Genomic DNA, 24112 nt, shown 5'->3' on the forward strand with positions numbered 1-24112 from the left:
CCCACCGTCCCTATCGGGCGGTGGGCCTGGCTCACAAGGTTTAAGGCCTAGCGCTTGCGGACCGGCAGCGGCGCATGGGCCAGGCGCAGCAGATTGGCGGCGCCCGGCGCGCCGAACGGCGTGCCGGCAACGATCAGCAGGCGCTCGCCGGGGGACACCAGGCCCAGTTCCAGCGCCCGGCTGGCGGCATCGGTCGTGACCACCTCGAGGCTGTCCGGCTGGGCGCTCACCCGGGGCTCTACACCCCAGACCAGGGTCATGCGGCGCACGGCCTCGATCCTGGGCGACAGGGCCAGCACCGGCTGCAGAGGGCGCTCGCGCGCCAGTCGACGGGCCGTCGCGCCCGTGGTGGTGAAGGCCACAAGACACTTGGTCGAACCGGCCTTGGCAGCGCCCGCCGCAGCGACCACCAGCACGTCGGCGTCATCGTCGTCATGCGACTGCTCGGCCTGCATCAACTCCGGCCAGCGCGGATCGCGCTCAACCCGCTCGATGATGCGGTTCATCATGGCCACCGATTCCTCGGGATATTCGCCCGCTGCGGACTCGGCCGACAGCATGACCGCGTCCGCGCCTTCATAGACGGCATTGGCCACGTCGGAGGCCTCGGCCCGTGTCGGGGTCGGTGAGCTGGTCATGGATTCCAGCATCTGAGTCGCGACGATCACCGGGATGCCGCGCTCACGCGCCGCCCGCAGGATGGTCTTCTGGGCGACAGGCACCTCTTCCGGGGCCATCTCGACGCCGAGATCACCACGGGCGACCATTACACCGTCGCAGAGGTCCATGATCGCGCCGAGGCATTCCAGCGCCTGTGGCTTCTCGATCTTGGCCAGAACTGCGGCACGACCTTCGACGATCCGGCGCAACTCGGCCATGTCCTCGGGGGCCTGCACGAAGGACAGGGCGACCCAGTCGACGCCAAGACGCAGGGCGAAGGCCAGGTCCTCGCGATCCTTGGGCGTCAGCGGCGACATCGGGATGACCACATCGGGCACGGCAACGCCCTTGCGTTCCGACAGCTTGCCGCCGTTGACCACGGTGGTGTTGGCATAGCCAGGGCCCGCATCAGTCACGGTCATCCGCAGCTTGCCGTCGTCCAGCAGCAGGGTGGCTCCCGGGCGCATCGCGACCAGGATCTCCGGGTGCGGCAGGTGCACGCGGGTCTCGTCGCCCGGGGTCGGATCGTCGTCAAAGCGGAAGGCCTGGCCAGCCTTCAACTGAACCGGCCCATTGGCAAACTTGCCGACGCGCAGCTTTGGCCCCTGCAGGTCAGCCAGAATACCGAGCGGCCGGCCGACGATCGGCTCGGCGGCCCGGATGGCGGCATAGACCGCAGCATGGGTCTCATGTGCGCCGTGGCTGAAGTTCAGGCGGAAGACGTCAGCCCCGGCCTTGGCCAGGGTGACGATCATCTCCGGCGAACTGGATGCCGGGCCGATGGTGGCGACGATACGGGAACGACGCGCGCGGATCATGCGGCCGCTCCTTCTAGGAAAGCATGGGGTGCTGAGGTCAGGGGCAGACGGCGTCGCCCTCGTTGGAGGCCAGGCGGATTTCGGTGAAGGCCAGGGCGAACCGTCCCGTCGTCGACAGGGCAAACGGGGAGGAAACATGCTCCATGTCCGCCCCCTTTGCCTTGAAACAGGAAAGTTTGATCTTGGCCGTACGCCATTCGCCAATTTTCCCGCTGGAGAAGGTTGACGTTACGTCTAGCGCCGCGCCGCAGGATTCGCCACAGGCGATCGCCAGGGAAACCGGTTTCTCCGGCGCGACATCCACCCGGTAGCGGATCGACACGGCCATGTCGCCGGTGGTCTGGCGCGACAGGTCCACGGGCTGGCCCATGACCTGGAGCGAACCATTGCCCTCCCCGCTCCATTCGGCGAGACGCGCATTTTCCTGGGCACCGGCGTCGATCGGCTTTACCGCCAGGGCTCCGCCGATGTTCAGGGTCCAGGGCGCTGGTGCGCGGCCGGCAATGAAATAGCGGTCGACATTGATCGCCGCCGACACCACGCCGGGATCTTCCGACAACGTCGCAACCTTGCCCGGCTTGGCGTAGCTCAGGCCGTAGCCATAAGCGAACTGCGGATCATAGCCGGCATCACCGCGATTGAGCGGCACCTGATTGGCCCGCTTGGGCCAGGAGAAGGACAGCTTGCCCTTGAAGTCATGGCGCGGCTTGCCCGCCTTGTTGCCGATCAGGACATCCGCGACCCCGCCGCCCTCGCTGCCCGGAAGCCAGGCGGCGACAAAGGCGTCAGAGGCATTGATCTCGGGATTGGTCCAGAGCGGACGACCGGTCAGGAACACGGCGACCACAGGAATGCCCTGGGCCTTGAGCGACTTGATCAGCGCAAGGTCCCTCTTGTCGCCGGGCTGATATTCCAGATTGGTCACATCGCCCTGGAACTCGGCATAGGGGTTCTCGCCGAACACCACCACGGCCACATCGGGCCGGGTCTTGAACGCACCGTCCGGGGCCAGCTCAGCCTGGCCACCGCCCGCCTTTACCGCCTCGGCAATACCGGCATAGATCGACTGTCCGCCCGGAAAGTCGCTGTTCTTGTTGCCTGTGCCCTGCCAGGTCAGGGTCCAGCCGCCGGACTGCTTGCCAATGTCGTCGGCACCGTCCCCGGCGACCAGCACCCTGGCGGCGCTCTTGATCGGCAGAACACCCTGGTTCTTCAGCAGCACCAGGGACTTGCGAACAGCTTCTCTCGCGACAGCCCTATGCTCGGGCGCACCCAGCAGTTCGAACTTGCCTTCCAGGGGACGCTTGCCATCGAACAGGCCCGCCTTGACCTTGACCCGCAGCACACGGCGCACGGCGTCGTCAATCCGGGCCATCGGGATCGTGCCGTCCCTCACCTGGGCCAGGGTGTTGTCGAACAGGCCCTTCCAGCTGTCGGGGGCCATGACCATGTCCATCCCGGCGATATAGGCCTGAGGGCAGTTGGTATTGGTGCAGCCCTCGACCTGTCCGTGGGCGTTCCAGTCACCGACGATGAAGCCTTCGAAGCCCATGCGCTCCTTCAGGACGCCGGTCTGCAGGCTCTTGTTGCCGGAATGCTTGACCCCGTTCCAGCTGGAGAACGAGACCATCACGGTCATGATCCCGGCGTCGATGGCGGGCGGATAGCCCTGGGCATGCAGCCGGATCAGGTCCTGCTCGGAGATCAGGGCGTCGCCCTGGTCCTTGCCACCCTCGGTGCCGCCGTCGGCAACGAAGTGCTTGGCCGAGCCGACCACATGGTTCGTGGCAAGGGCTTGCCCGGATTTAAGAACACCCTGCAGGCCCAGGGTCATGGGACCCGCATAGGCCTTCACCACCTCAGGGTCCTCGGCATAGCCCTCATAGGCTCGCCCCCAGCGCTCGTCGCGCGGCACGGCCACCGTGGGCCCGAACGTCCAGTCGGCGCCGGTCGCGGCGACCTCGGCGGCCGTGACCTCACCGATCCGGCGGATCAGGTCCGGGTCGCGCGCGGCACCGAGGCCGACATTGTGCGGGAATACCGTCGCGCCGACGATGTTGTTGTGACCATGCACGGCGTCGATGCCGAAGATGATCGGGATCGTGGTCTTGCCCTCACCCGTTTCCAGGGCGACGGCGCGATAGGCCCTGATCCATTCCAGCCAGCGCGCCGGCGTGGCACGGTCATTGCCGTCCGGGGCGGTATTGCCACCGGCCTCCACCGACCCGAGGGGATACTTGCGAAGGTCCTCCGGCGAGATGGCCGAGCCGTCAGCCATGATGGTCTGCCCCACCTTTTCTTCGAGGCTCATGCGCGACATCAGGTCGGTGATGAAGGCCTCGGTCCGGTCGTCGGTGATCGACCTGGGGCTCGCCGCCTTGGGCCAGAGTTCGGGATTTGCGACTGCTGATCCGGCCTGGGCGAAGGCCGCCTGACCAAGACTACCTGCCATCAGCAGGGCAAGAACCGAAGCCTGGGCGGTGCGGTGGCTAAAGGACATGAAACTTCCCGTGTCGTTCGGAGCCGGCACCCTAGGCGTCGGCAAACAGAAAAGGCCCGAGGCTGCGCGCAGGTGCGCCGCAACGGGAAGCTGGGTCCGGTGCATCCCCGAGCGGAGACCCCGAACGACGGTGCGCGCGGGCCGGCAAATTGAGCTGCGAGACCAGTGTCTCCTCCAGACGCCGCTTGGGGGCAGCGTTCTTGATTGCCTGAATGACAACGCAATCAGACAGCGCTGTCAAGGTCCGTTTCCTGCTGAATCGGTCCGGTGGCCTACTGAGGTGCTGGTCCGGTGGACTCGCGGACGATCAGCTCGAAATCCAGGAGTTTGGACGGTGGCGACTCGCCATCCTCCCAGGCCACGCCCTTCAGCAGCATGTCGGCCGCAGCACCCGCCATGGCAGCGATAGGCTGACGAACCGTGGTCAGTTGAGGCCAGACGACCTTGGCTCCAGGGGTATCGTCAAAGCCGGCGACGGACAGGGTTTCGGGCACATTCAGGCGCAGACGGTTGGCGACCGCCATGACGCCAAGCGCCATGTCGTCATTGCTGGCAAACACCGCCGTGGGACGATCATCCGAGGTCAGCAGTTGCTCTGCCGCCTCGAAGCCGGAGCGGAATGAGAAATAGCCCTGCGCAACCCGATCGGGTCGCACCGAGAGGCCGCTGTCGGCCATCGCCGCCAGGAAGCCCTCATGTCGCAGATGCGAGGCCCCATGGTCCGGATGGCCGACGATGAATCCGATATCGCGGTGGCCCAGGGCGATGAGGTGCCGGGTCATCTCATAGGCGGCCAGGCGGTCGTCCATGCCCACCCGGGCCGAGCGGTCCAGATCACTGCCCGGCGAAATCCGGACATAGGGGACCTGCTCTCGCTCAAGCGCGGCCAGGACCACCGGATGATCGCAAACCGGCGCGGTCAGAATGACGCCGTCCATCCGCAAGGTGGCGAGCATTGGCGCAACCTGCTCCTCAACATCGTCGGCCGTGGAATCGAGCGGCTCGACAATGAGGTGGTAGCCCTCCTCCCGGCAGCGCGCGATGGCTCCCAGTTGGACATCGGTGATGTAGCCCGGGCTCGGATTGTCGAAGAACACGCCGATGAGATAGGCCTTCGACCCGGCGAGGCTGCGGGCCGAAACATTGGGGCGATAGTGCAGGGCCGCAACGGCGGCCTGCACCCGGTCACGGGTATCGGCCTTGACGTTCGGTTCGCGATTGAGGACGCGCGAGACGGTCTTGATCGACACGCCCGACTGCCGGGCGACATCGTGGATCGTGATCTTCGAGCTCAAGTCCGCCCCTCGCAACGCTGATTCATTCAGCTTGGCTGGCAATAAGCCATGACAGCCTTGTCATGGCGAGCCCCTCCGCGCGCGTAAGTGCACCCATGAGCTAGGAGATTGAGGCGTGTCCTTCCGGCGTCAGGGCCACGGCCGCCCCGATCAGGGCGGTATAGGGATGCATGACCACATGGGTCGGTATGGCTTTCATGTAGTCGACAAACCGGCCCTTGGCCTCGAAACGGGCGCGGAACGGGCCGGTCTCGAGCAATTCGACGATCTTGGCCCCGATGCCGCCGGCGATGAAGACACCTCCGCGGGCCCCCAAGGCCAGGGCCAGATCCCCCGCAGTCGACCCGAGAATGGCGCAGAACCGGTTCACGGTGGCCAGACTGTCGGCGCAGCCTTCCAGAGCCCGCTCGCTGATCTGCTTGGCCGGTAGTGCCGTGACCTTGCGGCCCTCGGCCGCCGCCAGGATCGTATGCAGGTCTTCCATGCCGGGGCCCGACAGGATGCGCTCGATCGACACCCGGCCGAACTGCTTGGTCAGGGCCCGCAGGATCTCGATTTCAATCTCGTCGGTCGGCGCGAAGGCGATGTGGCCGCCTTCGGTGGTCAGGGGCGTATCGACCCCATGGCGGCGGGCCATGCCAGCGACGCCAAACCCTGTGCCGGGGCCGAGGATCGCCAGATCCCCTTCGCCAGAGGTCGGCAAGTGACCGATCTGGCGCAGATCCTTGGGCGACAGGCGCGGCGCAGCCAGGGCCTGGGCCGTGAAGTCATTGATCAGGGTCGCTTTTCGAAAGCCCCCTGCCCGGCGCAGACTGTCTTCCGAGATCCGCCAGTCCAGATTGGTCATATGGACCGTGCCGTGCTCGATGGGCCCCGCCACGGCGACCACGGCCTGATCAGGATGCTTGACCCCGACCTTGTGCAGATAGTCCTCGATGGCCTCTTCGGCCGTCGCATAGTCCTCGCCCTTATAGGCCGTCGGTTCGATCAGGCGAGGATCCGGCCCGTCGAATTCCACCAGGGCGAAACGCGCATTGGTTCCGCCGATGTCGCCGACCAGGCCAAGCCCGCCGTCCTTCAAGCCGTTCATCCAGACCACTTCCTCAAGCAAACAGCACGGAGGCGCCGTGGTCGGCAGGGCCGACTCCCGCACGCATCCAGCCGAACATTTCCCGCCCAAAGCCCGGCTTGGACGCCGGGACATTCGCTGGGGTCCGGGCGCGCAGAGTCGCCTCGTCCACCAGCACTTTCAGATCGCCATTCGTCGCGTCGACCGTAATCAGATCGCCGTCCTGGACATAGGCCAGCAGACCGCCCTTGGCGGCCTCCGGGGTCACGTGGATCGCCGCCGGGGTCTTGCCGGACGCGCCCGACATCCGACCGTCCGTCACCAGGGCCACCTTGAAGCCCCGGTCCAGCAGGACCGAAATCGACGGCGACAGGTTATGCAGTTCCGGCATGCCGTTGGCGGCCGGACCCTGGAAGCGCATCACGACCACGACGTCGCGATCGAGCTCGCCACGCTTGAAGGCGGCGATGAAGTCTTCCTGCTCCTGGAACACGGCAGCGGGCGCTGTGATGGCGTGATGCTCGGCCTTCACGGCCGAAATTTTCATGACGCCGCGACCGATATTGCCGCCCAGCATCCGCAGCCCGCCCTCGGGGCTGAAGGCGTCGGAAACGGGACGGACGATGGCGGTATCCAGAGACTCTGCCGCGCCGTCGCGCCAGGTCAGCTGGCCGTCAACCAGGGCAGGCTCCTGGGTGTAGCGCGACAGGCCCGGCCCGGCGATGGTCAGGACGTCTTCATGCGCCAGGCCCGCCTTCAGCAGTTCGCGGATCACAAAGGCCATGCCGCCGGCGGCCTGGAAGTGGTTCACATCGGCCGAGCCGTTGGGATAGACGCGGGCCAGCAGCGGCGTGGCTCGCGAGATCTCGTCCAGGTCCTCAAGGGTCAGGATCACCCCGGCGGCATGGGCCATGGCCACCAGATGCAGAGCCAGATTGGTCGAGCCGCCGGTGGCCATCAGGCCGACCACACCATTGACGACCGACTTCTCGTCGATCATCCGGCCGACCGGAATGTACTCATTGCCCTTGGCGGTCACGGCTGCTGCGCGGCGTGCGGCTTCCTTGACCAGGGCCTCGCGCAGAGGGGTATTGGGGTGGACGAAGGCCGAACCGGGCAGATGGAAGCCCATCAGCTCCATCAGCATCTGGTTGGTGTTGGCTGTGCCATAGAAGGTGCAGGTACCCGGACCGTGGTAGCTGGCGCTCTCGGCGGCCAGCAATTCATCGCGCCCGACCTTGCCCTCGGCATAGAGGGCGCGGATGCGGGCCTTCTCGTTGTTGGGAAGGCCAGAGGTCATTGGCCCGGCCGGCACGAACAGCGCCGGCAGGTGGCTGAAGGTCAGGGCCCCGATCACCAGGCCCGGCACGATCTTGTCGCAGACGCCCAGATAGAGCGCCGAGTCGAAGGCATCGTGGGTCAGGGCGACGGCGGTGGCCATGGCGATCACGTCGCGCGAGAACAGCGACAGCTCCATGCCCGGACGCCCCTGGGTGACGCCGTCGCACATGGCCGGCACGCCACCGGCGAACTGGGCGGTGGCACCTGCCTCGCGTGCGGCCTCCTTGATCAGGGCCGGATAGGCTTCAAGCGGCTGGTGGGCCGAGAGCATGTCGTTATAGGCCGAGACGATGCCAATATTGGGCGCATTCGGATCCAGGGCTCGCACCTTGTCGACGCTCGGCGAGGCGGCGAAGGCATGGGCCCAGTTGGCGCAGGACAGCTTGGCCCGTCCCGGATTGCTGGCGATTGCCGCATCCATATGGGCCAGATAGGCGGAACGACTGTCCCGGCTGCGCGCGATGATCCGGTCGGTGACCCGAGCAATAACGGGATTGAGGCTCATCTCGATTACTCCGCCCACAGAATGCGGACCCTGGCGCGGTCCTGCTTGAGGATGGATGCCACAGGCAGGGCCGGATCAATTGGCCCTTCCAGAACAGCCCGTTTGGCCGCGCCGGTCACCAGCAGGACGATCAGATCCGTCCGGGTCAGGGCTGCGAAGGTCAGGCTGAGGCGTGGAATATCCGGGGCGGGTGATCCGGCCGGGGCAGCTAGAACCAGGCGCTCCGAGTCCGGGTCCAGCCCCTGGGCCAGGACCGGCGATCCCGGAAACAGCGAGGCAAAATGGCCGTCTGCACCGACGCCCAGCAACACGGCCCCAAACGGCGAGGCCGACGCGACGCCCGCCTCGGCCTTCAGGGCCGACTCTTCCTGTGTCACGCCTTCGAAATAGAGCGGCGCAAACCCGGCCTGGGCCGCTTGGCCGACCAACAGGTGGCGACGAACCAGACCCTCGTTGCTGCCAGGATGGGACGGCGGCACGAAGCGGTCGTCACTGAGTGTCACGATCACCTTGTCCCAGGGCACGGTCAGTTGCGACAGGCGATCATAGACCGGGGCCGGCGTGGTGCCGCCGGTGGCGGCGAAACCGGCCTGGCCACGCTGGGCAACGCCGGTGGTCAAGGCTGATGCCAGCACCGAGGCGGCACCGTCATAAAGCGCGTCCCGCGACGGGAAGACTTCGATCTTCGGCTGCGTCATGATCAGGCCTTCCACGACCGGCCGCCGGGCGAGATCAGCCCGTTCGACGATTGCGGCCCCCAGGTGCCGGCGGCATAGGGAGCCGGCTCGATATTGGCCAGGGCCCAGGCCGCCGAAACGCCGTCGATGAACTTCCAGGCCTGTTCGACCTCGTCGCGACGCACGAACAGGGTGCGGTCGCCGCGGAACACATCCAGGAACAGCTTCTCATAGGCAATTCGCCGGCGCCCGCCGCTCTGACCAAACGACAGGGACAGGGGCAGGGATTGCAGGCGCATGCCCTCTTCCGAAAGCCCCGGACGCTTGTTCATCAGGGTCAGGATGATGTTTTCATCCGGCTGCAGGTCGATGACCAGCCGGTTGGAAACCAGGTCGCCATCGGTGGCCTGGCCGAAGATATTGTGTGGCAACGGCTTGAACTGAACGACGATCTGGGTCCGGCGGTCAGGCAGGTTCTTGCCGGTACGCAGGAAGAAGGGCACCCCGTCCCAGCGCCAGTTGTCGATCGCCACCTTCATGGCCACGAAGGTCTCGGTACGGGTCGTCTTGCCGACTTCCTGCAGATAGCCCTCGCGGGCCCCACCCTCGACAACGCCGGCCACATACTGACCACGCACGGTGTCATGGGCCACGGTGTCCTTGTTGAACGGCCGCAGGCTGCGCAGAACCTTGACCTTCTCGTCGCGGACGGCGTCTGGATCAAAGCCCGACGGGGCCTCCATCGCGACCAGGCATAGGAGCTGCAGCATGTGGTTCTGCACCATGTCCCGCAGAGCCCCGTACTCATCATAATAGGGCCAACGGTCGCCGACCTTCTCGGTCTCGGCGATGGTGATCTGGACGTGGTCTATGGTGTTGCGGTCCCAGAGCGGCTCGAACAGCACATTGGCGAACCGCAGCGCCGTGAGATTCTGGACGGTTTCCTTGCCCAGATAGTGATCAATGCGGAAGATCTGCTCTTCGCCGACCACGGCACCCACGGCCGCATTGGTCTTGCGCGAGCTTTCCAGGTCGCGACCGATCGGCTTCTCAAGCACCAGGCGGGACTTGGGTCCCGTCAGGCCGGCGGACTGCAGGGCATTGCAGACCGGACCATAGAGGCTAGGCGACAGGGCGAAATAGACGACCAGCGAGCCATGCTCTCCGATCAGTCCGGCCAGTTGCGCCGCACCCTCGTCCTTGGTGATGTCGACGGAAAGGTAGTCCAGGCGGGCCGCCAGGCGACTCCAGGCCGCCTCCTCGACCGTGGCGCGCTTGCCCAGCTGCTCCCGCACCAGGGCCTTATAGCTGGCGCCGTCACCCTCGCCGCGCGCGACGCCGATGATCCTCAAATCGTGCGGCAGGAGGCGGTCAACCTCCAGGAAATAAAGCGAAGGCAGCAGCATTCGCAGCGCCAGATCCCCGGCGCCGCCCAGCAGCACCAGAACCTCACGGCCATTTTCGCCGTCGTTGGTCATATTCACTAGATCTTCCACCCTATGACAACGTTGTCATGACATGACTACTCGCACTTGGCAAGTCGGGTCGATCAACGTTCCGCCCGGGAAGTCGGGCGGCGCTCTAACTAGGCCAAACGCACGCCGCTCGCCATAAGACCAATCCAGTTTTACGGGTTGTTTGTCGCGCAAGGGCCCGGCACCGAGCACACGCGTTGCGCGCCGGATCTGAAATGCCGGGTCATGCGGAAAATCTGTGCGGCCTAGCCGCGCGCGGGAGAGCCGGCCGGGCGTGCCGCCCGGAAGCGGTCCTTCATCTTGGCCACCCAGCCGCCAAAGGCTTCATTGTCGGCTGTGACCCGTCCGAAGTCGGCACTCGACAGCGACTCAACGTTCATGCCTGAAAGCGCGACCCGCAGGCCATCCGGATTGCGGGCCCCCTCGACGAAGCCCGAATAGCGTTGCCGCAACCGCCCAAGTGCGCCGTCATCGTCCGCGAGGCTATAGGCGACACTCGCCCGGAGCAGGCGCGCCTCTTCGCCAGCCGACAAGGCGCCCTGCCCCTTCCAGCGATCACCGAGCGATTTTTCATAGAGGCTGGCGGCGGCAGGCCAGGTGCGCTGCTTCCAGGCGATTTCGGCACGGATGTCCTGGGAGTCGCGGCTGTTGTCGGTCTCGACCAGTTCGAGCGCCGCATCATAACGCCCCAGGCCCATATAGGCCCTTGCGGTGGCCATTCGCCGCTCGGCGTTCAGGGCCGGCGGCAGGATGGTGGTGCGGCTTTCATTGATGGCCTGCAGAGCGCTCTCGGGCTGCTTGTTCATCAGGAAGATCCAGGCCAGATCGGTGGCCACCTGGGCTTTCGGCACACCATCCAGGCGGTTGTCGACCTGGTATTTCAGCAGCTTGCCGGCTTCATCGAGCAGATCGACGTCGACAAGACGGCGGACCAGATTGCGCACCATCTGGTCGCCATCAGCGCCGAGCGGCGTGAGGTCCTGGAAATCGTAGAACAGGCCCACGGCCTGGATGGGCTGCATGCCATCCGCCAGGCCATCGAGAAACAGCGCCCGGAAGGCCGTATTCAGGTCGTTGCGCAGCGCGATGGCTTCGGGATGATCGGGCTGGTTGTTGCCGGCGGAGTGCAGGACCTCCAGCGCCTCGCGATAGCGACCCTGATCGATGAACAGCTTTCCGAGGCCGCGAATGGTCTCGAGCTCAACGCCGTCGCCACGCCAGCGGAAGCGCAACTGATTGAGTTCAGCGGCCGCCGCGCCGGCGTCAATCTGGCCCTTGGCGAGGCGGATCTGGGTGGCGTGGAGAATGGCCGGTGCCGCGATCCGATCAATCGGTGCCTTGGCAATGGCCTGGAACATGCGCAGGGCCCGGGTCTTCTCGCCCTTGGCCTCGAAAATGCGCGCCTGGGTCAGACGGATTTCGAGCTGGTCCTCAACTGGCACCTTGGGCTGGGCCAGGGCATTGGTGATCAGACGCTGGGCACCGACCAGGTCGCCGACGCCGAGCGCGGCTTCGGCCTGGGCATGGAGGAAACGCGCGCGCCACAAGGCCGGGAACAGCTCGAGCGCCCGGCCGCCGAACGCGAACTTCTGGCGAGCATCAGACCACTCGCCCTGCTGGGCGGCGATATAGCCACGCCACTGGGCGCTGGAGGCGTCATCGGCCAGGACCGGCGAGGCGAAATCGGTCTCGGCCTCCGTCAGACGGTTGGCCATGACCCGCGCCACGCCGCGAAGACCGCGGAACTCGGCATCGCCCATCAGGGTCTGGTGCTTGCGCGCGGCGGCATTGAGCACGCCGATCGCTTCATAGGCCATGCCCGAGCCGACGAGAAAACGCGCCAGGGCCATGCGGGCACCGATATCGCCGCTTTTGTCCTCGCTTTCGCCGACGGCGGAAATGGCTCCCTGAAGCGCATTGTAACGGGCCAGGAAGCCGCCCGAACCTGTCTTTGGCCAGTTGTCCAGATCAACCAGGGCCGGCATGGCCATGGGCTGAGGTGCGCCGGCAGCGGCGATTTCCGGGGCCCTGGCGGCGGACAGCGGCGACAGGACCAGCCCCTTGGGCCGCCCGATGCGCAGCAGGTCGCCATCGACCGATACCATCAGGTCGCTGGCATAGGTCTCTGCCGCCAGGCCCTGGGCCGAGGGCAACATCGCCATCTCGACATATTCGCGACGCGACGGCAGTCCCTTGGAGGGGGCCAGGGCTGGAGCGACCAGCAGGCGATCGCCAACCGCCGGATCATTGACCCAGACCGCCTTGGTGACGCCCGCCAGGGCGGCCGTCAAAGTCGCCGGCGTGACGGTCTCATCCCGGGCCACGCGGACGGGATCAGGGGTGGCCTGGGAGCCGGCACCCAGGCTGATGGTCCAAAGCCCGCCCTGGCCTTCGGCATAGTAGGGCGTGCCGACCGGGGTCGAGATCCGTAGGGCGCTGTAGTCAGCCCCCTTGAAGACCTGAACCTTGCTGAAATGCGGTCCGCTGGCCGGAATCTTGGAGAGGTCCAGGCGGGCCGGGGTGTCGAACACCACCCAAACCGCGTCCCCGCGTCGGAAAACGGCGGCACCGGCCGGAGCCGCCCAGTTGAAGACCAGGCGAGCCTGCCCCTCGGCCTTCTCGAATCCGGCCCTGACCACACCGCCAGGCGGCATAGGATTGGGGCGACCAACCGGTGCGACAGGGACCGGCGCAGGGGCGGCCTCGGCCGTGGCCCCCGCACGGGCGAAGATGTTGACGAAATCGGCACCGTCGGCGTTGCCGATCCGGGCATCAGCGTCATCCGCCAGGGTGACGATGATCTCCAGCGCCCCACCCGCGCGCCGCGCCTCGGCCGACTTGATCCAGCGCGGCGGGTTCAGTCTCAGGGTCGAAAGATCGGGATTGGCATCGCGATTGAAGCGGAAGGTCAGGACCTGACCTTCACGCCTGGAGGTCATGCGTGCCCCGCCCGCCCAATGGAACTCGAGCCGGCTAAACTCGGCGGCCTGGGCAACGCGGACGTCAAGCGATCCCCGCGCAGCCGCGACGGGACCGGCGGCATAGACCGACGGTGCCGCCACGCTGACGATGCAGGCCGCCGCGACGCCAGTCCGCAGGATCGCGCGAAGACTCATCGAGCGCCTAACCGGCCTTCCCGGGCGCGGGCGCACCGGCCAGGGGCGCAGCCGCCGCCTGCTTGCCCGGAGCGTTGGCACCCCCAGCAGGCGCGCCGTTTTCGGCGACAGCCGCCTTGCCCTTGGTAATCGCGTCGTTGGCGAAGCGATTGGCGAGGCGTTCGGTCAGGACCTTGGCGTCGGACGGCAGCATGTTGGCAAGGATCAGGCTGAGCGTACGCTCTTTCATCTTGGCGGCGATCGGCAGACGCACCGCATCCTCCAGAATGGTCATGCGCGCCGCTGCGTCCTTGGGCTTCATGCTGGAGAAGACCGTGACCATCCGGTCGACCTCAGCCGACTTCTGGGCGTCGGCCTGTCCCAGCAGGCCCTGGATGTCGCCCTTGAGGCCATTGAGCGCCTTGACCTTGGCATCCAGCTTGGCTTCGGCGGCGGCCAGAAGCTGCAGTTGCACATCGATGTCCTGCTCGCGCTGGTCCAACTGGCCGCGACGCGCGCCGAGGCTTTGCAGGATACGCAGCTCGGCGGGTGACAGGCCCGCCTCGCGCGCAAGGTCGGTCGTTGAAGGCGCGCAGACCCGCGGCGGAACAGCGGCGGCCGCCGTTGCAGCGACGTTCTGACCGGCGGATTCCGCTGACCTGGCCTCTTCGCCTTGCCCGCCCTTGGCGTCAGGCTTCACAACGCCCTCGGCGAAGGCCTTGGCACCCCCCAGCATGTCCGGGAGCGACTGGGCCCCGGCCAGGGCATTAACGGCCAAAACACCACCGACGGCGACGCCGACCAGCGGAAGGATGCGAGGAATGTTCTTCATCACCGGGCTCTGAAACTGGGTCCGGGACGCGGCGGATCGACCGGGCCCTCGAAGAGGTCATCATCTACCCGCGCTCGTGAACGCGGGGTTTCCTTGGGAAAATTTGGCCGCACAGCCGTCGGGCGGGTGGAAGCCTCACTGGGTCGGCCGACCTTGGCTTCGCGATCCAGCAGGCGCTCGAAGTCTTCGGCCTTGAGGCGGCGGTCCGCCGTGGATTCGGGTCGATCGGTCCGGGCAGGTGCCGGCGCAGCGGCCGGAGGCGCCGGCGTTACGAGCGGCCGGTTGAGGCGCTCGTCGAGCTTGGCGGCCAGGGCCGTGGCGCGTTCGATGCGATCAGCCAGAGCGTCCGAGGCTTCATCGGTGGCAGCCCGCAAGTCGGCCAGGCCCTGCTCGGCGCGGGCGGCCGCCAAATCCAGATCAGCGACGGCCTTGGCGAAGCCTGCATGACTGTCACGCAGGGCCTTGAGACGACGCTCCAGTCGCCAGCCAAAGCCGAGCGCCACGATCAGAAGGATCGCAAGCAGAGAATTCATGGCAACGGCGACGAGGCTCATTTCAGTTTCTGAACCGCCTTCTTGGCCGCCGGCGTCAGCGGCGCTTCCGCGCGAATGGCAATGGAATGGTTGCGCCGCCCCATGCGGCCACGGGTGAGCGGAATTGACCCTGCGCGGAGTTCCACCAGGCTGTCAGGCGTGGCGTTCAGCATCATGGTGTCGCCGACCTGAAGGTTCAGCACCCGCGACAGCGGCAGCTGCTGCTCGTCCAGTACGGCGCGCACCTCCATCTGGGTCGTCCAGAGCTCGGTGGCTAAGTGGCCTTCCCAGATGTTGTCGCGACCGAACTTCTCGCCCATGAACTGCTGCAGCAGCATCTTGCGGATGGGCTCCAGGGTCGCATAGGGCAGGAGCAGCTCGATACGGCCGCCGCGGTCTTCCATGTCGATACGCAGCTTGACCAGGATCGCGGCATTGGCCGGACGGGCGATGGCCGCGAAGCGCGGATTGGTCTCAAGCCGGTCCAGCGTGAACGAGACCGGATGCAGCGGCTCGAAGGCGGCCTTGAGGTCGTGCAGCACCACCTCGATCATGCGCTGGACCAGCACGCGCTCGATCGTGGTGTAGGGCCGGCCTTCAATGCGCATCGCCGCCGTGCCACGTCGCCCGCCGAGCAGCACGTCGACGATCGAATAGATCAGGTTGGAATCGACGGTCAGCAGACCGTAATTGTCCAGCTCTTCGGCCCGGAACACCGCCAGAATGGCCGGCAGGGGAATCGAGTTCAGATAGTCGCCGAACCGGATCGAACTGATGTTGTCGAGGCTGACCTCGACATTGTCGCTGGTGAAGTTGCGCAGGCTCGTGGTCATCAACCGCACCAGGCGGTCGAAGACGATTTCGAGCATCGGCAGACGCTCGTAGCTGACCAGGGCGGAATTGATGATCGCCCGGATGCCGGTGCGGTCATCATTGCCGTCGCCTGACAGGTCGAAGCCCAGCAGGCTGTCGATTTCGTCCTGGTTCAGGATCCGCTCGGACCCCGCCATGTCGCCGCCGCCGTCGTCCCAGCCGCCGCCCATGCCGCCGCTGAAATCGCCGAACTCGCCCGCAGCACCGCTCCCCTCGCCCCCACCGGGCGGGTTCTGCGAGGCCCATTGGGCCATCGCGGCCTGATCGTCGAGTTCGTCCGCCATGTTGGTTCGCCCAACCAGCGCCCGCAGGCGCTAGTTGATCAGCATCTCCTCGATCAGGACTGCATTCACCTTCGAGGGCGCAGCGACCAGATTGACCCGGCGCAGCAGCTCGACGCGAAGTTGGTAGGTGCCCTGGCTGCCGTTCAGATCTTCCGGACGCAGTTCGCGCAGGAAGGTCTGGAACATGTCCTGCAGCCTTGGCAGATTCGGCGTCAGGACCTCAGCCGTTTCCTCGTCAGGCAGCTCGAAGGTCAGTTTCAGCTTCAGGAAGGTCGACTTGCCGTCCGCCGTCTGCATGTTCACGACGATATCGGGCAGGGTGTAGAAGACGATCCCGTCGGGCCCTTCCTTGATCACAGGCGTACCCGCAGCGCCTTCCGCGCCGGCCGCTGCACCCTTTTCGCCCTCCTTCTTCTTGTCGTCCTTCTTCTTTTCCTTCTTTTCCTTGCCGTGCTCTTCAGCGCCCTTTTCACCGTGAGCTTCGGGCTTGGGCTTCATCAGGAAGAAGGCCGCAGCCCCGCCGCCGCCCAGCACGAGCACGCCAGCAGCCGCCGCGATCAGCACGATCGGCGGCTTCTTCTTGGCCGGCGCTTCACCGTCAGCACCCTCTTCGCCTTCAGGGGCGGGTGCTTCCTTGGGGGGTTTTTTGGCCACGCGCGCGGTTCCTTGGAATCTACCCGCCTACTCATGCGCGAGCATGGTTAACGATGTGTTTTGGCGGCCAATTCGTCGCAGGCAGAATCCACCCGGCAGACTCCGGCAGGCACCCCGCCGTTAACCCTACTACTGTTTGTTTTCACTATCTTTTTCAGGTTGGCACAAGGGTTGCATCAAGGGTTGCGGCGCATTTGTCGCGTCAGCCGCTCGAGTTAACTCGCCATGGAAAACGCGCTGTACATCGGCCTATCGCGCCAGATGACACTCCGCCGCGAGCTGGACATCGTCGCCAACAACATCGCCAATGCCAATACGACGGGGTTCAAGACCGAAGATCTGATGGTCCGTACCGAGCCGGCAAAGCCGGCCCGCACCCTGGGCAGCACCAATCCCATCAAGTTCGTCCTCGATGACGGTGTGGCGCGCGATTTCACCCAAGGCGCGATGACCAAGACCGGCGGCGACTTCGATGTGGCCATCGAGGGTCAGGGCTTCTTCAAGGTCCAGACCGCAGCGGGCGAGCGCTATACCCGTGACGGCCGCTTCACGACCAATGCCGAGGGCAAGCTGGTTACCCAGACCGGCCATCCCGTCCTGGACGAGGGAGGCGGCGAAATCATCGTCGATCCCAAGCAGGGCAGCGTCACCATCGGCAAGGACGGCAACATCAGCCAGGGCCGGACGAGCGTCGGAAAGATCGCGGTGGTCGTCGCCGACGATCTGTCCACCCTCAGCAAGGATGGCGACAACCTCTATCGCAACACCGCCAACGCCACCCTTCAGCCCGCCGCCAGCGCCGTCGTGCACCAGGGCATGCTGGAAGCATCCAACGTCCAGTCTGTCGTCCAGATCACCAAGCTGATCGAGGTGCAACGCGCCTACGAGAGCATGGCCAAGATGATGGACAACACCGCCGAACTGACCCGATCCGCCGTCGAGCGGCTCGGCAAGGCCAATTAAGGGAACCTAGATCATGCAAGCCCTGCGCACCGCCGCGACCGGCATGTCAGCCCAGCAGCTGAATGTCGAGGTCATCTCGAACAACATCGCCAACATGAACACTGTTGGCTTCAAGCGTCAGCGGGCAGAGTTCCAGGATCTGCTCTATCAGACCATCGAGCGGGCCGGTGCCCAGTCCTCAAGCGACGGCAATGTCGTGCCGACCGGCGTTCAGATCGGCGGCGGCGTGAAGGCCGGTTCCGTCTACAGGATCACCGAACAGGGCACGCCTACCATGACCAGCAACGAGCTGGACGTGGCCATTCAGGGCAAGGGCTACCTGCAGATCCTGCTGCCTTCGGGCGAAACGGCCTATACGCGCGCCGGAAACTTCTCGACCAACGACCAGGGCCAGATCGTCACGGACGACGGCTATGCGGTGCAGCCCGGCCTGACCGTGCCGCAGAACGCCGTTGCCATCAGCATCGGCAAGACCGGCCTAGTTCAGGTGACCCTGCAGGGCCAGACCGCGCCCCAGACCATCGGCCAGATCGAGCTGGCCAACTTCATGAACGAAGGGGGTCTGGAAGCCATCGGCGACAACCTGTTCATGGAAACCGGCGGCTCGGGCGCGGCCAATATCGCCGCCCCCGGCCAGCCTGGCTTCGGAACCCTGCTGCAAAACTATACCGAAGCGTCGAACGTCGACGCCGTCAGCGAAATCACCGCCCTGATTGTCGCCCAGCGCGCCTACGAGATGAACTCCAAGGTGATCACCACGGCCGACCAGATGCTGCAGGCCACCTCGCAGCTGAGGTCATAGACCCATGAAGCGCCTGCTGATCACCACCTGCTGCCTCTTGCTCGCCGGCCCCGCCCTCGCCGCCCAGACCGTATCGTTGCGGATGGACACCACCGATGCCGACGGTCGCGTCACCCTCGGCGACCTGTTCGAAGGTACCGGAGCGGTCTCGGAAACCCTGGTCGCCAACCGGGTCGGTGCCACGGCGGTGCTGGACGCGGGCCAGGTCCAGGCGGTCGCACGCCGGGCTGGCCTGGACTGGTCAAATGCCCAGGGCCTGCGGCGGATCATCGTCCGTCAGGGCGTCGAGAGCCCCGCGACCGCCCCCGGCGTGGTGAGAGCCCGGGCCAATGTGGAAGTTCTTGCCTATGCCCGCAGCCTGGCTGCCGGCGAAATTGTCCAGCCGCAGGACCTGATCTGGATCAAGGCTGCGGCTTCGCCGGCAGAAGCGCCTCAGGATGCCGACGCCCTGATCGGCATGACCGCCAAGCGGGCCCTGCGGGAAGGCGCGGCAGCCTCGCTGCGCGACGTCGCCGCCGCCCAGGTTATCAAGACGGGCGACATCATCACCGTGACCTACGAGAACGGCGGCATTTCCCTTGCCCTGCAAGCCAAGGCCATGACGGCCGCCGCCGCCGGCGAGGTCGTTTCGGTTCAGAACACCCAATCCAAGAAGATCATCCAGGCGGTCGCGACCGGTCCTGGCTCCGCGCTGGTCGGTCCCCAGGCCCAGGCCATGCAGAACCGCCCATCCGTCCGTTACGCCGCTCGCTAGAGGTCCAGTCCATGCGCCCTGCCCTGTTTGCCGTCGCCGCCCTCGCCCTGGCCCCGCTCGCCGCCTGTTCGACCGTCACCGAAGCGGTGAAGGGACCTGAGCTGGCTCCGGTCGGCTATCCCGCCCAGCTGGCCCCCATGACCCAGCAGTATGTCTCGTCACGGGATCCTGCTCCCCAGGCCGCCTCGTCCAATTCGCTGTGGCGGGTAGGTGCCCGCGCCTTCTTCAACGATCAGCGCGCCAGCAAGATCGGCGATATCCTGACCGTCCAGATCGATATCGACGACAGCGCCAGCACCAAGAACAACTCGGCCAGCAATCGCGCCTCCACCACCAAGGCCGGGGTCAGCAACTTCCTGGGTCTGGAATCCAGCCTGGGCAAGATCCTGCCGGGCGGCTTTGACCCGGCCAATGCCATCGGCACCAATTCGACCTTCACCAATGCCGGCGGCGGCAGCGTCAGTCGCTCCGAGAAGATCAGCCTGACGATCGCTGCCGTGGTCAGCCAGGTCATGCCCAATGGCAACATGGTCATTCAGGGCACGCAGGAAGTCCGCACCAATGCCGAACTGCGTCAACTGACGGTGGCCGGCATCGTGCGCCCCGAGGACATCTCCTCGACCAACACCGTCAAGCACACCCAGATTGCCGAAGCCCGTATCAGCTACGGCGGCCGTGGCGACATTAGCCGGGTGCAGAAGACGCCGGGCGGCCAGGCCCTGGTCGAACGCTTGTCGCCCTTCTAGGCCGCAGCCAGATCAAGCCCGACACATCCTTGAGGTCAGGCGCGGTGCCGAAAGGCTGCCGCGCCTGAACTTTTTCAGCCTGATCAGGCCCGGCGACCCGCCGCCGAGATATTGTCGATCCCGAGGGCGGACAGGGCTCCGTGCAGGATGCCTTCGGCGTCAAGGCCGGCCTGGGCGTACATCAGGTCCGGCTTGTCCTGGTCCTGGAAGACATCAGGCAGCACCAGGGTGCGGATCTTCAGGCCACGATCCAGCGCGCCGTGCTGGGCCAGGGCCTGCAGCACAAAGGCCCCGAAGCCACCCATGGCCCCCTCTTCCACGGTGATGATCGCCTCATGTTCGCGAGCCAGCCGCAGCAGCAGGTCGAGGTCCAGAGGCTTGGCGAACCGGGCATCACAGACGGTGGCCGACAGCCCGCGGGCGGCCAGCAGGTCGGCAGCCTTGAGGCTTTCGCCCAGACGGGTGCCGAAGGAAACGATCGCGACACTGGTGCCTTCACGAACAATCCGGCCCTTGCCGATCTCCAGAGGCTCAGCGCATCCGACCGGCATCTCAAGGCCCAGGCCCTCGCCGCGCGGATAGCGGAAGGCGCTGGGGCGGTCATCGATCTCGACAGCGGTGGCGACCATCCGGGCCAGTTCCACCTCGTCGGCGGCGGCCATCAGAATCATGCCGGGCAAGGCCCCCATGAAGCCGATATCGAAGGTCCCGGCATGGGTCGGGCCGTCGGCGCCGACCAGGCCGGCCCGGTCCATGGCGAAACGCACCGGCAGCCGCTGAATGGCCACGTCGTGCACGACCTGGTCGTAGCCGCGCTGCAGGAAGGTGGAATAGATCGCCGCGAAGGGCTTCATGCCGTCGGCGGCGAGGCCGGCGGCAAAGGTCACCGCATGCTGCTCGGCGATACCCACGTCGAAGGTGCGTTGCGGGAAGGCCTTTTCGAACAGGTCGAGGCCGGTGCCTGAGGGCATGGCGGCGGTGATGGCGACAATCTTGGGGTCGCGCTCGGCCTGGCGCACCAGTTCCTGGGCAAAGACCTTGGTGTAGCTGGGCGGTCCGGCGGCGGCCTTCTGCTGTTGACCGGTGACGACGTCGAACTTGACCACGGCGTGGAGCTTGTCGGCCGCGCCCTCGGCCGGCGCATAGCCCTTGCCCTTCTGGGTGACGACGTGGACCAACACCGGCTTGTCTTCGAACTCGCGGGCGTTCTTCAGTACACTGACCAGGGCATCCATGTCGTGGCCATCGATCGGGCCGACATAGTGGAAGCCCAGTTCCTCGAAGAACGTGCCGCCCGTGACCATGCCGCGGGCATATTCCTCGGCCTTGCGGGCCGCTTCGCGCATCGGCGTCGGCAGCTTCTCGACCACCGTCTTGCCCAGCTTACGCACCTTGCGATAGGCGCCGCCCGACACGAGATTGGCCAGATAGGCGCTCATCCCGCCGACCGGCGGGGCGATCGACATGTCGTTGTCGTTGAGGATGACCGTCAACTGCTTGGTGGTGTCGACCGCCGCGTTCATCGCCTCATAGGCCATGCCGGCGCTCATCGAGCCGTCGCCGATCACGGCCACGACCTTTTTGGTCTCGCCCTTGGCGTCGCGCGCGGCGCAGAAGCCTAGGGCTGCCGAAATCGAGGTAGCCGCGTGGGCTGCACCGAACGGGTCGTATTCGCTCTCGGCCCGCTTGGTGAAGCCCGACAGCCCACCGCCCTGGCGCAGGGTGCGGATGCGGTCGCGACGACCGGTAAGGATCTTGTGGGGATAGGCCTGGTGGCCGACATCCCAGATCACGATGTCCTTTGGCGTTTCGAACACGTGATGGAGGGCAACGGTCAGTTCGACCACGCCCAGGCCGGCACCCAGGTGCCCTCCGGTCACCGAGACCGCATCGATGGTCTCGGCGCGGACTTCGTTGGCCAGCTGTTTGAGTTCGGCCACGGAAAATCCGCGCGTATCGGCGGGCGAGGCGATCTTGTCGAGGAGAGGAGTCACGGTGGTCATGTCCGAAGAAAGCGCGCTCAGTTGCGCCGGTCCAGCACGAAATCAACGCTGTGACGCAGATGATTGGCGCGCTCGCCGAAAATATCGAGGTGCGACCGGGTCTGGGCCGCCAGGAGGTTCACTCTTTCCTTGGCAGCATCCAGGCCCAGAAGGGTGACATAGTTGGTCTTTCCCATGGCGGCATCCTTGCCGCCGGCCGCCTTGCCCAGAACGGCTTCGTCGCCTTCGGCGTCGAGAATGTCGTCGACGATCTGATAGGCCAGACCCAGGTCCTGGGCGAAGCCCATCAGGGCGGCGCGCTCGGAATCCTTGGCCCGGGCAATGATCAGCGGAATTTCAAAGGCGAAGGCGATTAATGCGCCGGTTTTCAGGCGCTGCATGCGGGCGACGGCCCCCAGGTCATCCCGAACGCCGAGAATATCGATCATCTGCCCGCCCACCATGCCCTTGGCGCCGGAGGCGATCGCCAGCTTTCGCACCAGCTCGGCGCGAATATGGCCGTCGTCATGGGTATCAGGATGGGCCATGATCTCGAAAGCCGAGGTCTGCAGGGCGTCGCCGACAAGAATCGCCGTGGCCTCGTCGTACTGCTTGTGGACGGTCGGACGCCCCCGTCGGACGTCGTCGTCATCCATGGCCGGCAGGTCGTCATGCACCAGGCTGTAGGCATGGATGCATTCCAGGGCGCAGGCCGCCCGCAGGACCGGCCGCTCGGGCAGGTCAAACATCTTGCCGGTTTCGAGGGCAAAGAAGGGCCGCAGGCGCTTGCCGGGCCCCAGGGCCGCATAGCGCATGGCCTCGGTCAGCCGGCTCTCGGGCCCATCGGCGCGCGGCAGCAGCTCGTCCAGCGCCACCGTAACGATGTCGGCCGACTGAATGATGCGTCGTTCCAGATCGATCAAAACAGCTTCCCTCCATCCGGCGCCGCGCGGTCCACGCTCAGAAGCACCACATCGCCCGCCGCGTCCGGAAAGCCCAGACAAAGCACTTCGGACATCAACGGACCGATCTGGCGTGGCGGAAAATTGACCACCGCCGCCACACGGCGTCCGACCAGTTCGCCGAGGGCATAATGCTTGGTCACCTGGGCTGACGAGCGCTTGACACCGATCAGCGGGCCAAAATCGATCGTCAGCCGGTAGGCCGGCTTGCGCGCCTCCGGAAACGGCTCGGCCTTGGTTACCGTCCCGATGCGGATGTCGACCTTTTCGAAGTCGTCATAGGTGATCGGGGTGGACGCCATCAGGCAAAGTCCGCCGGCTCTGCGCTCACGGCACCGCCCTGACCCAGAACGATTTTTTCGACCTTCAGGCGCGCGGCCTCAAGCTTCTTTTCGCAGTGCGCCTTCAGGGCCGCGCCACGCTCGTAGAGGTCGATCGACTGTTCCAGCGGAGCCTGGCCAGATTCCAGCTTGGAAACGATGCCTTCCAGCTCGGCCAGGGCCTGCTCGAAGCTCAGTCCGCCGAGATCTCCGTCCGTGGCTTTGGTGGCGTCGTTCATTTCAACTCCGGGGAGAACCACCGCACCCTAGTGGGGCGGGAAGATGCGGGCAACGACCTAGAATGAGCTCAGGCTTATGGGAAGCGGCAATGCGACCTGACAGACTCAGGCGAGGGTGAACCGCTTCTGGCTCCAGTAGCCATGGCCTTCATCCAGCAACAGTCGCGCGCCCTTTTTCCGCAGCGAGCGGGCGATCATCCAGTTGAAGAAGCCGTGGGCCAGAACCAGCACGTCCTGGCCGCTCCCGGCCAGTTCAATCAGCAGATCAGCCGCCTGGTCGGCCCGGGCCTCCGCCTGGGCACGGGATTCCTGGCCGCTATGGTGGTTGAAGAACCACCACCAGAACCGGGCAAAAAAGCCCAGATGACTGGGCGACATGCTGATCCAGCCCGGCCAGGGCGGTGGCGGCAGGGGGGCCTCGACAAAAAGCGGGTCCGTCGCAAAGGCCCGGCTTCCACAGACGGCCTGTGCGGTTTCAATCGAGCGTCGGCGGGTGGAGGCGATGAGGGTGCCGGCCGTCCGACCGATCTCGATGAGGGACGATGGCGGCGTCTGGCCTGTCTTCAGCCCGCCCACCTCATAAAGCGCCCACCACTCCCCATAGGCCTTGGCATTCAGCCTAACGCTGCGCGACAGGGCCGGTTCGCCGTGGCGGGCCAGGGTGATGAGGCCCGAACGTGCGGGCCTGACCCCGGCGAGGCTTTGGTCGGCGTTGCTTGCGTCGGCCATGTTC

At 65.8% G+C, this 24112-nt stretch carries 21 protein-coding genes; 4 read left to right on the forward strand and 17 right to left on the reverse strand.

Annotated features, from left to right (window positions below; translation table 11 throughout):
* Window positions 1–47: 47 nt before the first annotated feature.
* From pyk to fliL, 12 genes are all read right to left on the reverse strand, one after another.
* Entirely contained in the window at window positions 48–1478 is a 1431-nt protein-coding gene (gene pyk, locus AQ619_RS11565) for a pyruvate kinase (RefSeq protein WP_062147537.1), read from the reverse strand.
* 37 nt (window positions 1479–1515) lie between these two features.
* Window positions 1516–3978 carry a glycoside hydrolase family 3 protein gene (locus AQ619_RS11570; protein WP_062147539.1) on the reverse strand — a complete coding sequence of 821 codons (2463 nt, stop codon included), beginning with the start codon at window positions 3976–3978 and terminating at the stop codon, window positions 1516–1518.
* Between the two features lie 272 nt (window positions 3979–4250).
* Window positions 4251–5273: a LacI family DNA-binding transcriptional regulator gene (locus AQ619_RS11575; protein ID WP_062147542.1), complete on the reverse strand. Its 1023-nt coding sequence runs from the start codon at window positions 5271–5273 to the stop codon at window positions 4251–4253.
* A gap of 100 nt (window positions 5274–5373) precedes the next feature.
* Window positions 5374–6363 (reverse strand): glucokinase, encoded by a 990-nt coding sequence (glk, locus tag AQ619_RS11580; RefSeq protein ID WP_062147545.1) that lies wholly within the window; start codon window positions 6361–6363, stop codon window positions 5374–5376.
* A 13-nt stretch (window positions 6364–6376) separates the two neighbouring features.
* The gene (gene edd / locus AQ619_RS11585) at window positions 6377–8188 is read right to left on the reverse strand and encodes a phosphogluconate dehydratase (RefSeq protein ID WP_062147548.1); all 1812 of its coding nucleotides are present in this window, start codon (window positions 8186–8188) and stop codon (window positions 6377–6379) included.
* Between the two features lie 5 nt (window positions 8189–8193).
* A complete protein-coding gene (gene pgl / locus AQ619_RS11590; protein ID WP_062151615.1) occupies window positions 8194–8886 on the reverse strand; it encodes a 6-phosphogluconolactonase in 693 nt (230 codons plus the stop codon).
* Between the two features lie 2 nt (window positions 8887–8888).
* The gene (zwf, locus tag AQ619_RS11595) at window positions 8889–10343 is read right to left on the reverse strand and encodes a glucose-6-phosphate dehydrogenase (protein ID WP_062147551.1); all 1455 of its coding nucleotides are present in this window, start codon (window positions 10341–10343) and stop codon (window positions 8889–8891) included.
* A gap of 242 nt (window positions 10344–10585) precedes the next feature.
* A complete protein-coding gene (locus AQ619_RS11600; RefSeq protein ID WP_062147554.1) occupies window positions 10586–13456 on the reverse strand; it encodes a tetratricopeptide repeat protein in 2871 nt (956 codons plus the stop codon).
* A gap of 7 nt (window positions 13457–13463) precedes the next feature.
* The gene (locus tag AQ619_RS11605) at window positions 13464–14267 is read right to left on the reverse strand and encodes a MotE family protein (RefSeq protein ID WP_062147558.1); all 804 of its coding nucleotides are present in this window, start codon (window positions 14265–14267) and stop codon (window positions 13464–13466) included.
* The gene (locus tag AQ619_RS11610; protein WP_062147562.1) at window positions 14267–14821 is read right to left on the reverse strand and encodes a DUF6468 domain-containing protein; all 555 of its coding nucleotides are present in this window, start codon (window positions 14819–14821) and stop codon (window positions 14267–14269) included. Before AQ619_RS11610 ends, AQ619_RS11605 begins: the two co-directional genes overlap by 1 nt.
* A complete protein-coding gene (gene fliM / locus AQ619_RS11615; protein ID WP_062147565.1) occupies window positions 14818–15957 on the reverse strand; it encodes a flagellar motor switch protein FliM in 1140 nt (379 codons plus the stop codon). Before fliM ends, AQ619_RS11610 begins: the two co-directional genes overlap by 4 nt.
* A gap of 30 nt (window positions 15958–15987) precedes the next feature.
* The gene (gene fliL, locus AQ619_RS11620) at window positions 15988–16611 is read right to left on the reverse strand and encodes a flagellar basal body-associated protein FliL (protein ID WP_062147568.1); all 624 of its coding nucleotides are present in this window, start codon (window positions 16609–16611) and stop codon (window positions 15988–15990) included.
* 225 nt (window positions 16612–16836) lie between these two features.
* Between fliL and flgF the strand changes: the two genes are divergently transcribed.
* The 4 genes from flgF to flgH are packed head-to-tail and all read left to right on the forward strand — an operon-like array spanning window position 16837 to window position 19876.
* Window positions 16837–17574, forward strand: coding sequence for a flagellar basal-body rod protein FlgF (flgF, locus tag AQ619_RS11625; protein ID WP_062147571.1), 738 nt, complete (start codon window positions 16837–16839; stop codon window positions 17572–17574).
* 13 nt (window positions 17575–17587) lie between these two features.
* Window positions 17588–18376, forward strand: a complete 789-nt coding sequence (gene flgG / locus AQ619_RS11630) for a flagellar basal-body rod protein FlgG (protein ID WP_062147574.1) — start codon at window positions 17588–17590, stop codon at window positions 18374–18376.
* A 4-nt stretch (window positions 18377–18380) separates the two neighbouring features.
* The gene (gene flgA, locus AQ619_RS11635) at window positions 18381–19130 is read left to right on the forward strand and encodes a flagellar basal body P-ring formation chaperone FlgA (RefSeq protein ID WP_062147577.1); all 750 of its coding nucleotides are present in this window, start codon (window positions 18381–18383) and stop codon (window positions 19128–19130) included.
* Window positions 19131–19141: 11 nt separating this feature from the next.
* The gene (flgH, locus tag AQ619_RS11640; protein ID WP_062147580.1) at window positions 19142–19876 is read left to right on the forward strand and encodes a flagellar basal body L-ring protein FlgH; all 735 of its coding nucleotides are present in this window, start codon (window positions 19142–19144) and stop codon (window positions 19874–19876) included.
* A gap of 83 nt (window positions 19877–19959) precedes the next feature.
* On the opposite strand, the gene dxs is transcribed toward flgH, so the two are convergent.
* The 5 genes from dxs to AQ619_RS11665 all read right to left on the reverse strand — a co-directional run bounded on the left by dxs (window position 19960) and on the right by AQ619_RS11665 (window position 24108).
* Window positions 19960–21879, reverse strand: coding sequence for a 1-deoxy-D-xylulose-5-phosphate synthase (gene dxs / locus AQ619_RS11645; protein WP_062147583.1), 1920 nt, complete (start codon window positions 21877–21879; stop codon window positions 19960–19962).
* A 17-nt stretch (window positions 21880–21896) separates the two neighbouring features.
* Window positions 21897–22781: a polyprenyl synthetase family protein gene (locus AQ619_RS11650; protein WP_062147587.1), complete on the reverse strand. Its 885-nt coding sequence runs from the start codon at window positions 22779–22781 to the stop codon at window positions 21897–21899.
* Entirely contained in the window at window positions 22778–23122 is a 345-nt protein-coding gene (locus AQ619_RS11655; RefSeq protein ID WP_062147590.1) for a tRNA-binding protein, read from the reverse strand. The genes AQ619_RS11650 and AQ619_RS11655 overlap by 4 nt, the downstream gene beginning before the upstream one ends.
* On the reverse strand, window positions 23122–23379 hold the full coding sequence (locus AQ619_RS11660; RefSeq protein ID WP_062147594.1) for an exodeoxyribonuclease VII small subunit: 258 nt from the start codon (window positions 23377–23379) through the stop codon (window positions 23122–23124). The genes AQ619_RS11655 and AQ619_RS11660 overlap by 1 nt, the downstream gene beginning before the upstream one ends.
* A gap of 105 nt (window positions 23380–23484) precedes the next feature.
* Window positions 23485–24108: a histidine phosphatase family protein gene (locus AQ619_RS11665; protein ID WP_062147597.1), complete on the reverse strand. Its 624-nt coding sequence runs from the start codon at window positions 24106–24108 to the stop codon at window positions 23485–23487.
* Between the last annotated feature and the right edge of the window lie 4 nt (window positions 24109–24112).

This window comes from Caulobacter henricii (assembly GCF_001414055.1).
Classification (GTDB): domain Bacteria; phylum Pseudomonadota; class Alphaproteobacteria; order Caulobacterales; family Caulobacteraceae; genus Caulobacter; species Caulobacter henricii.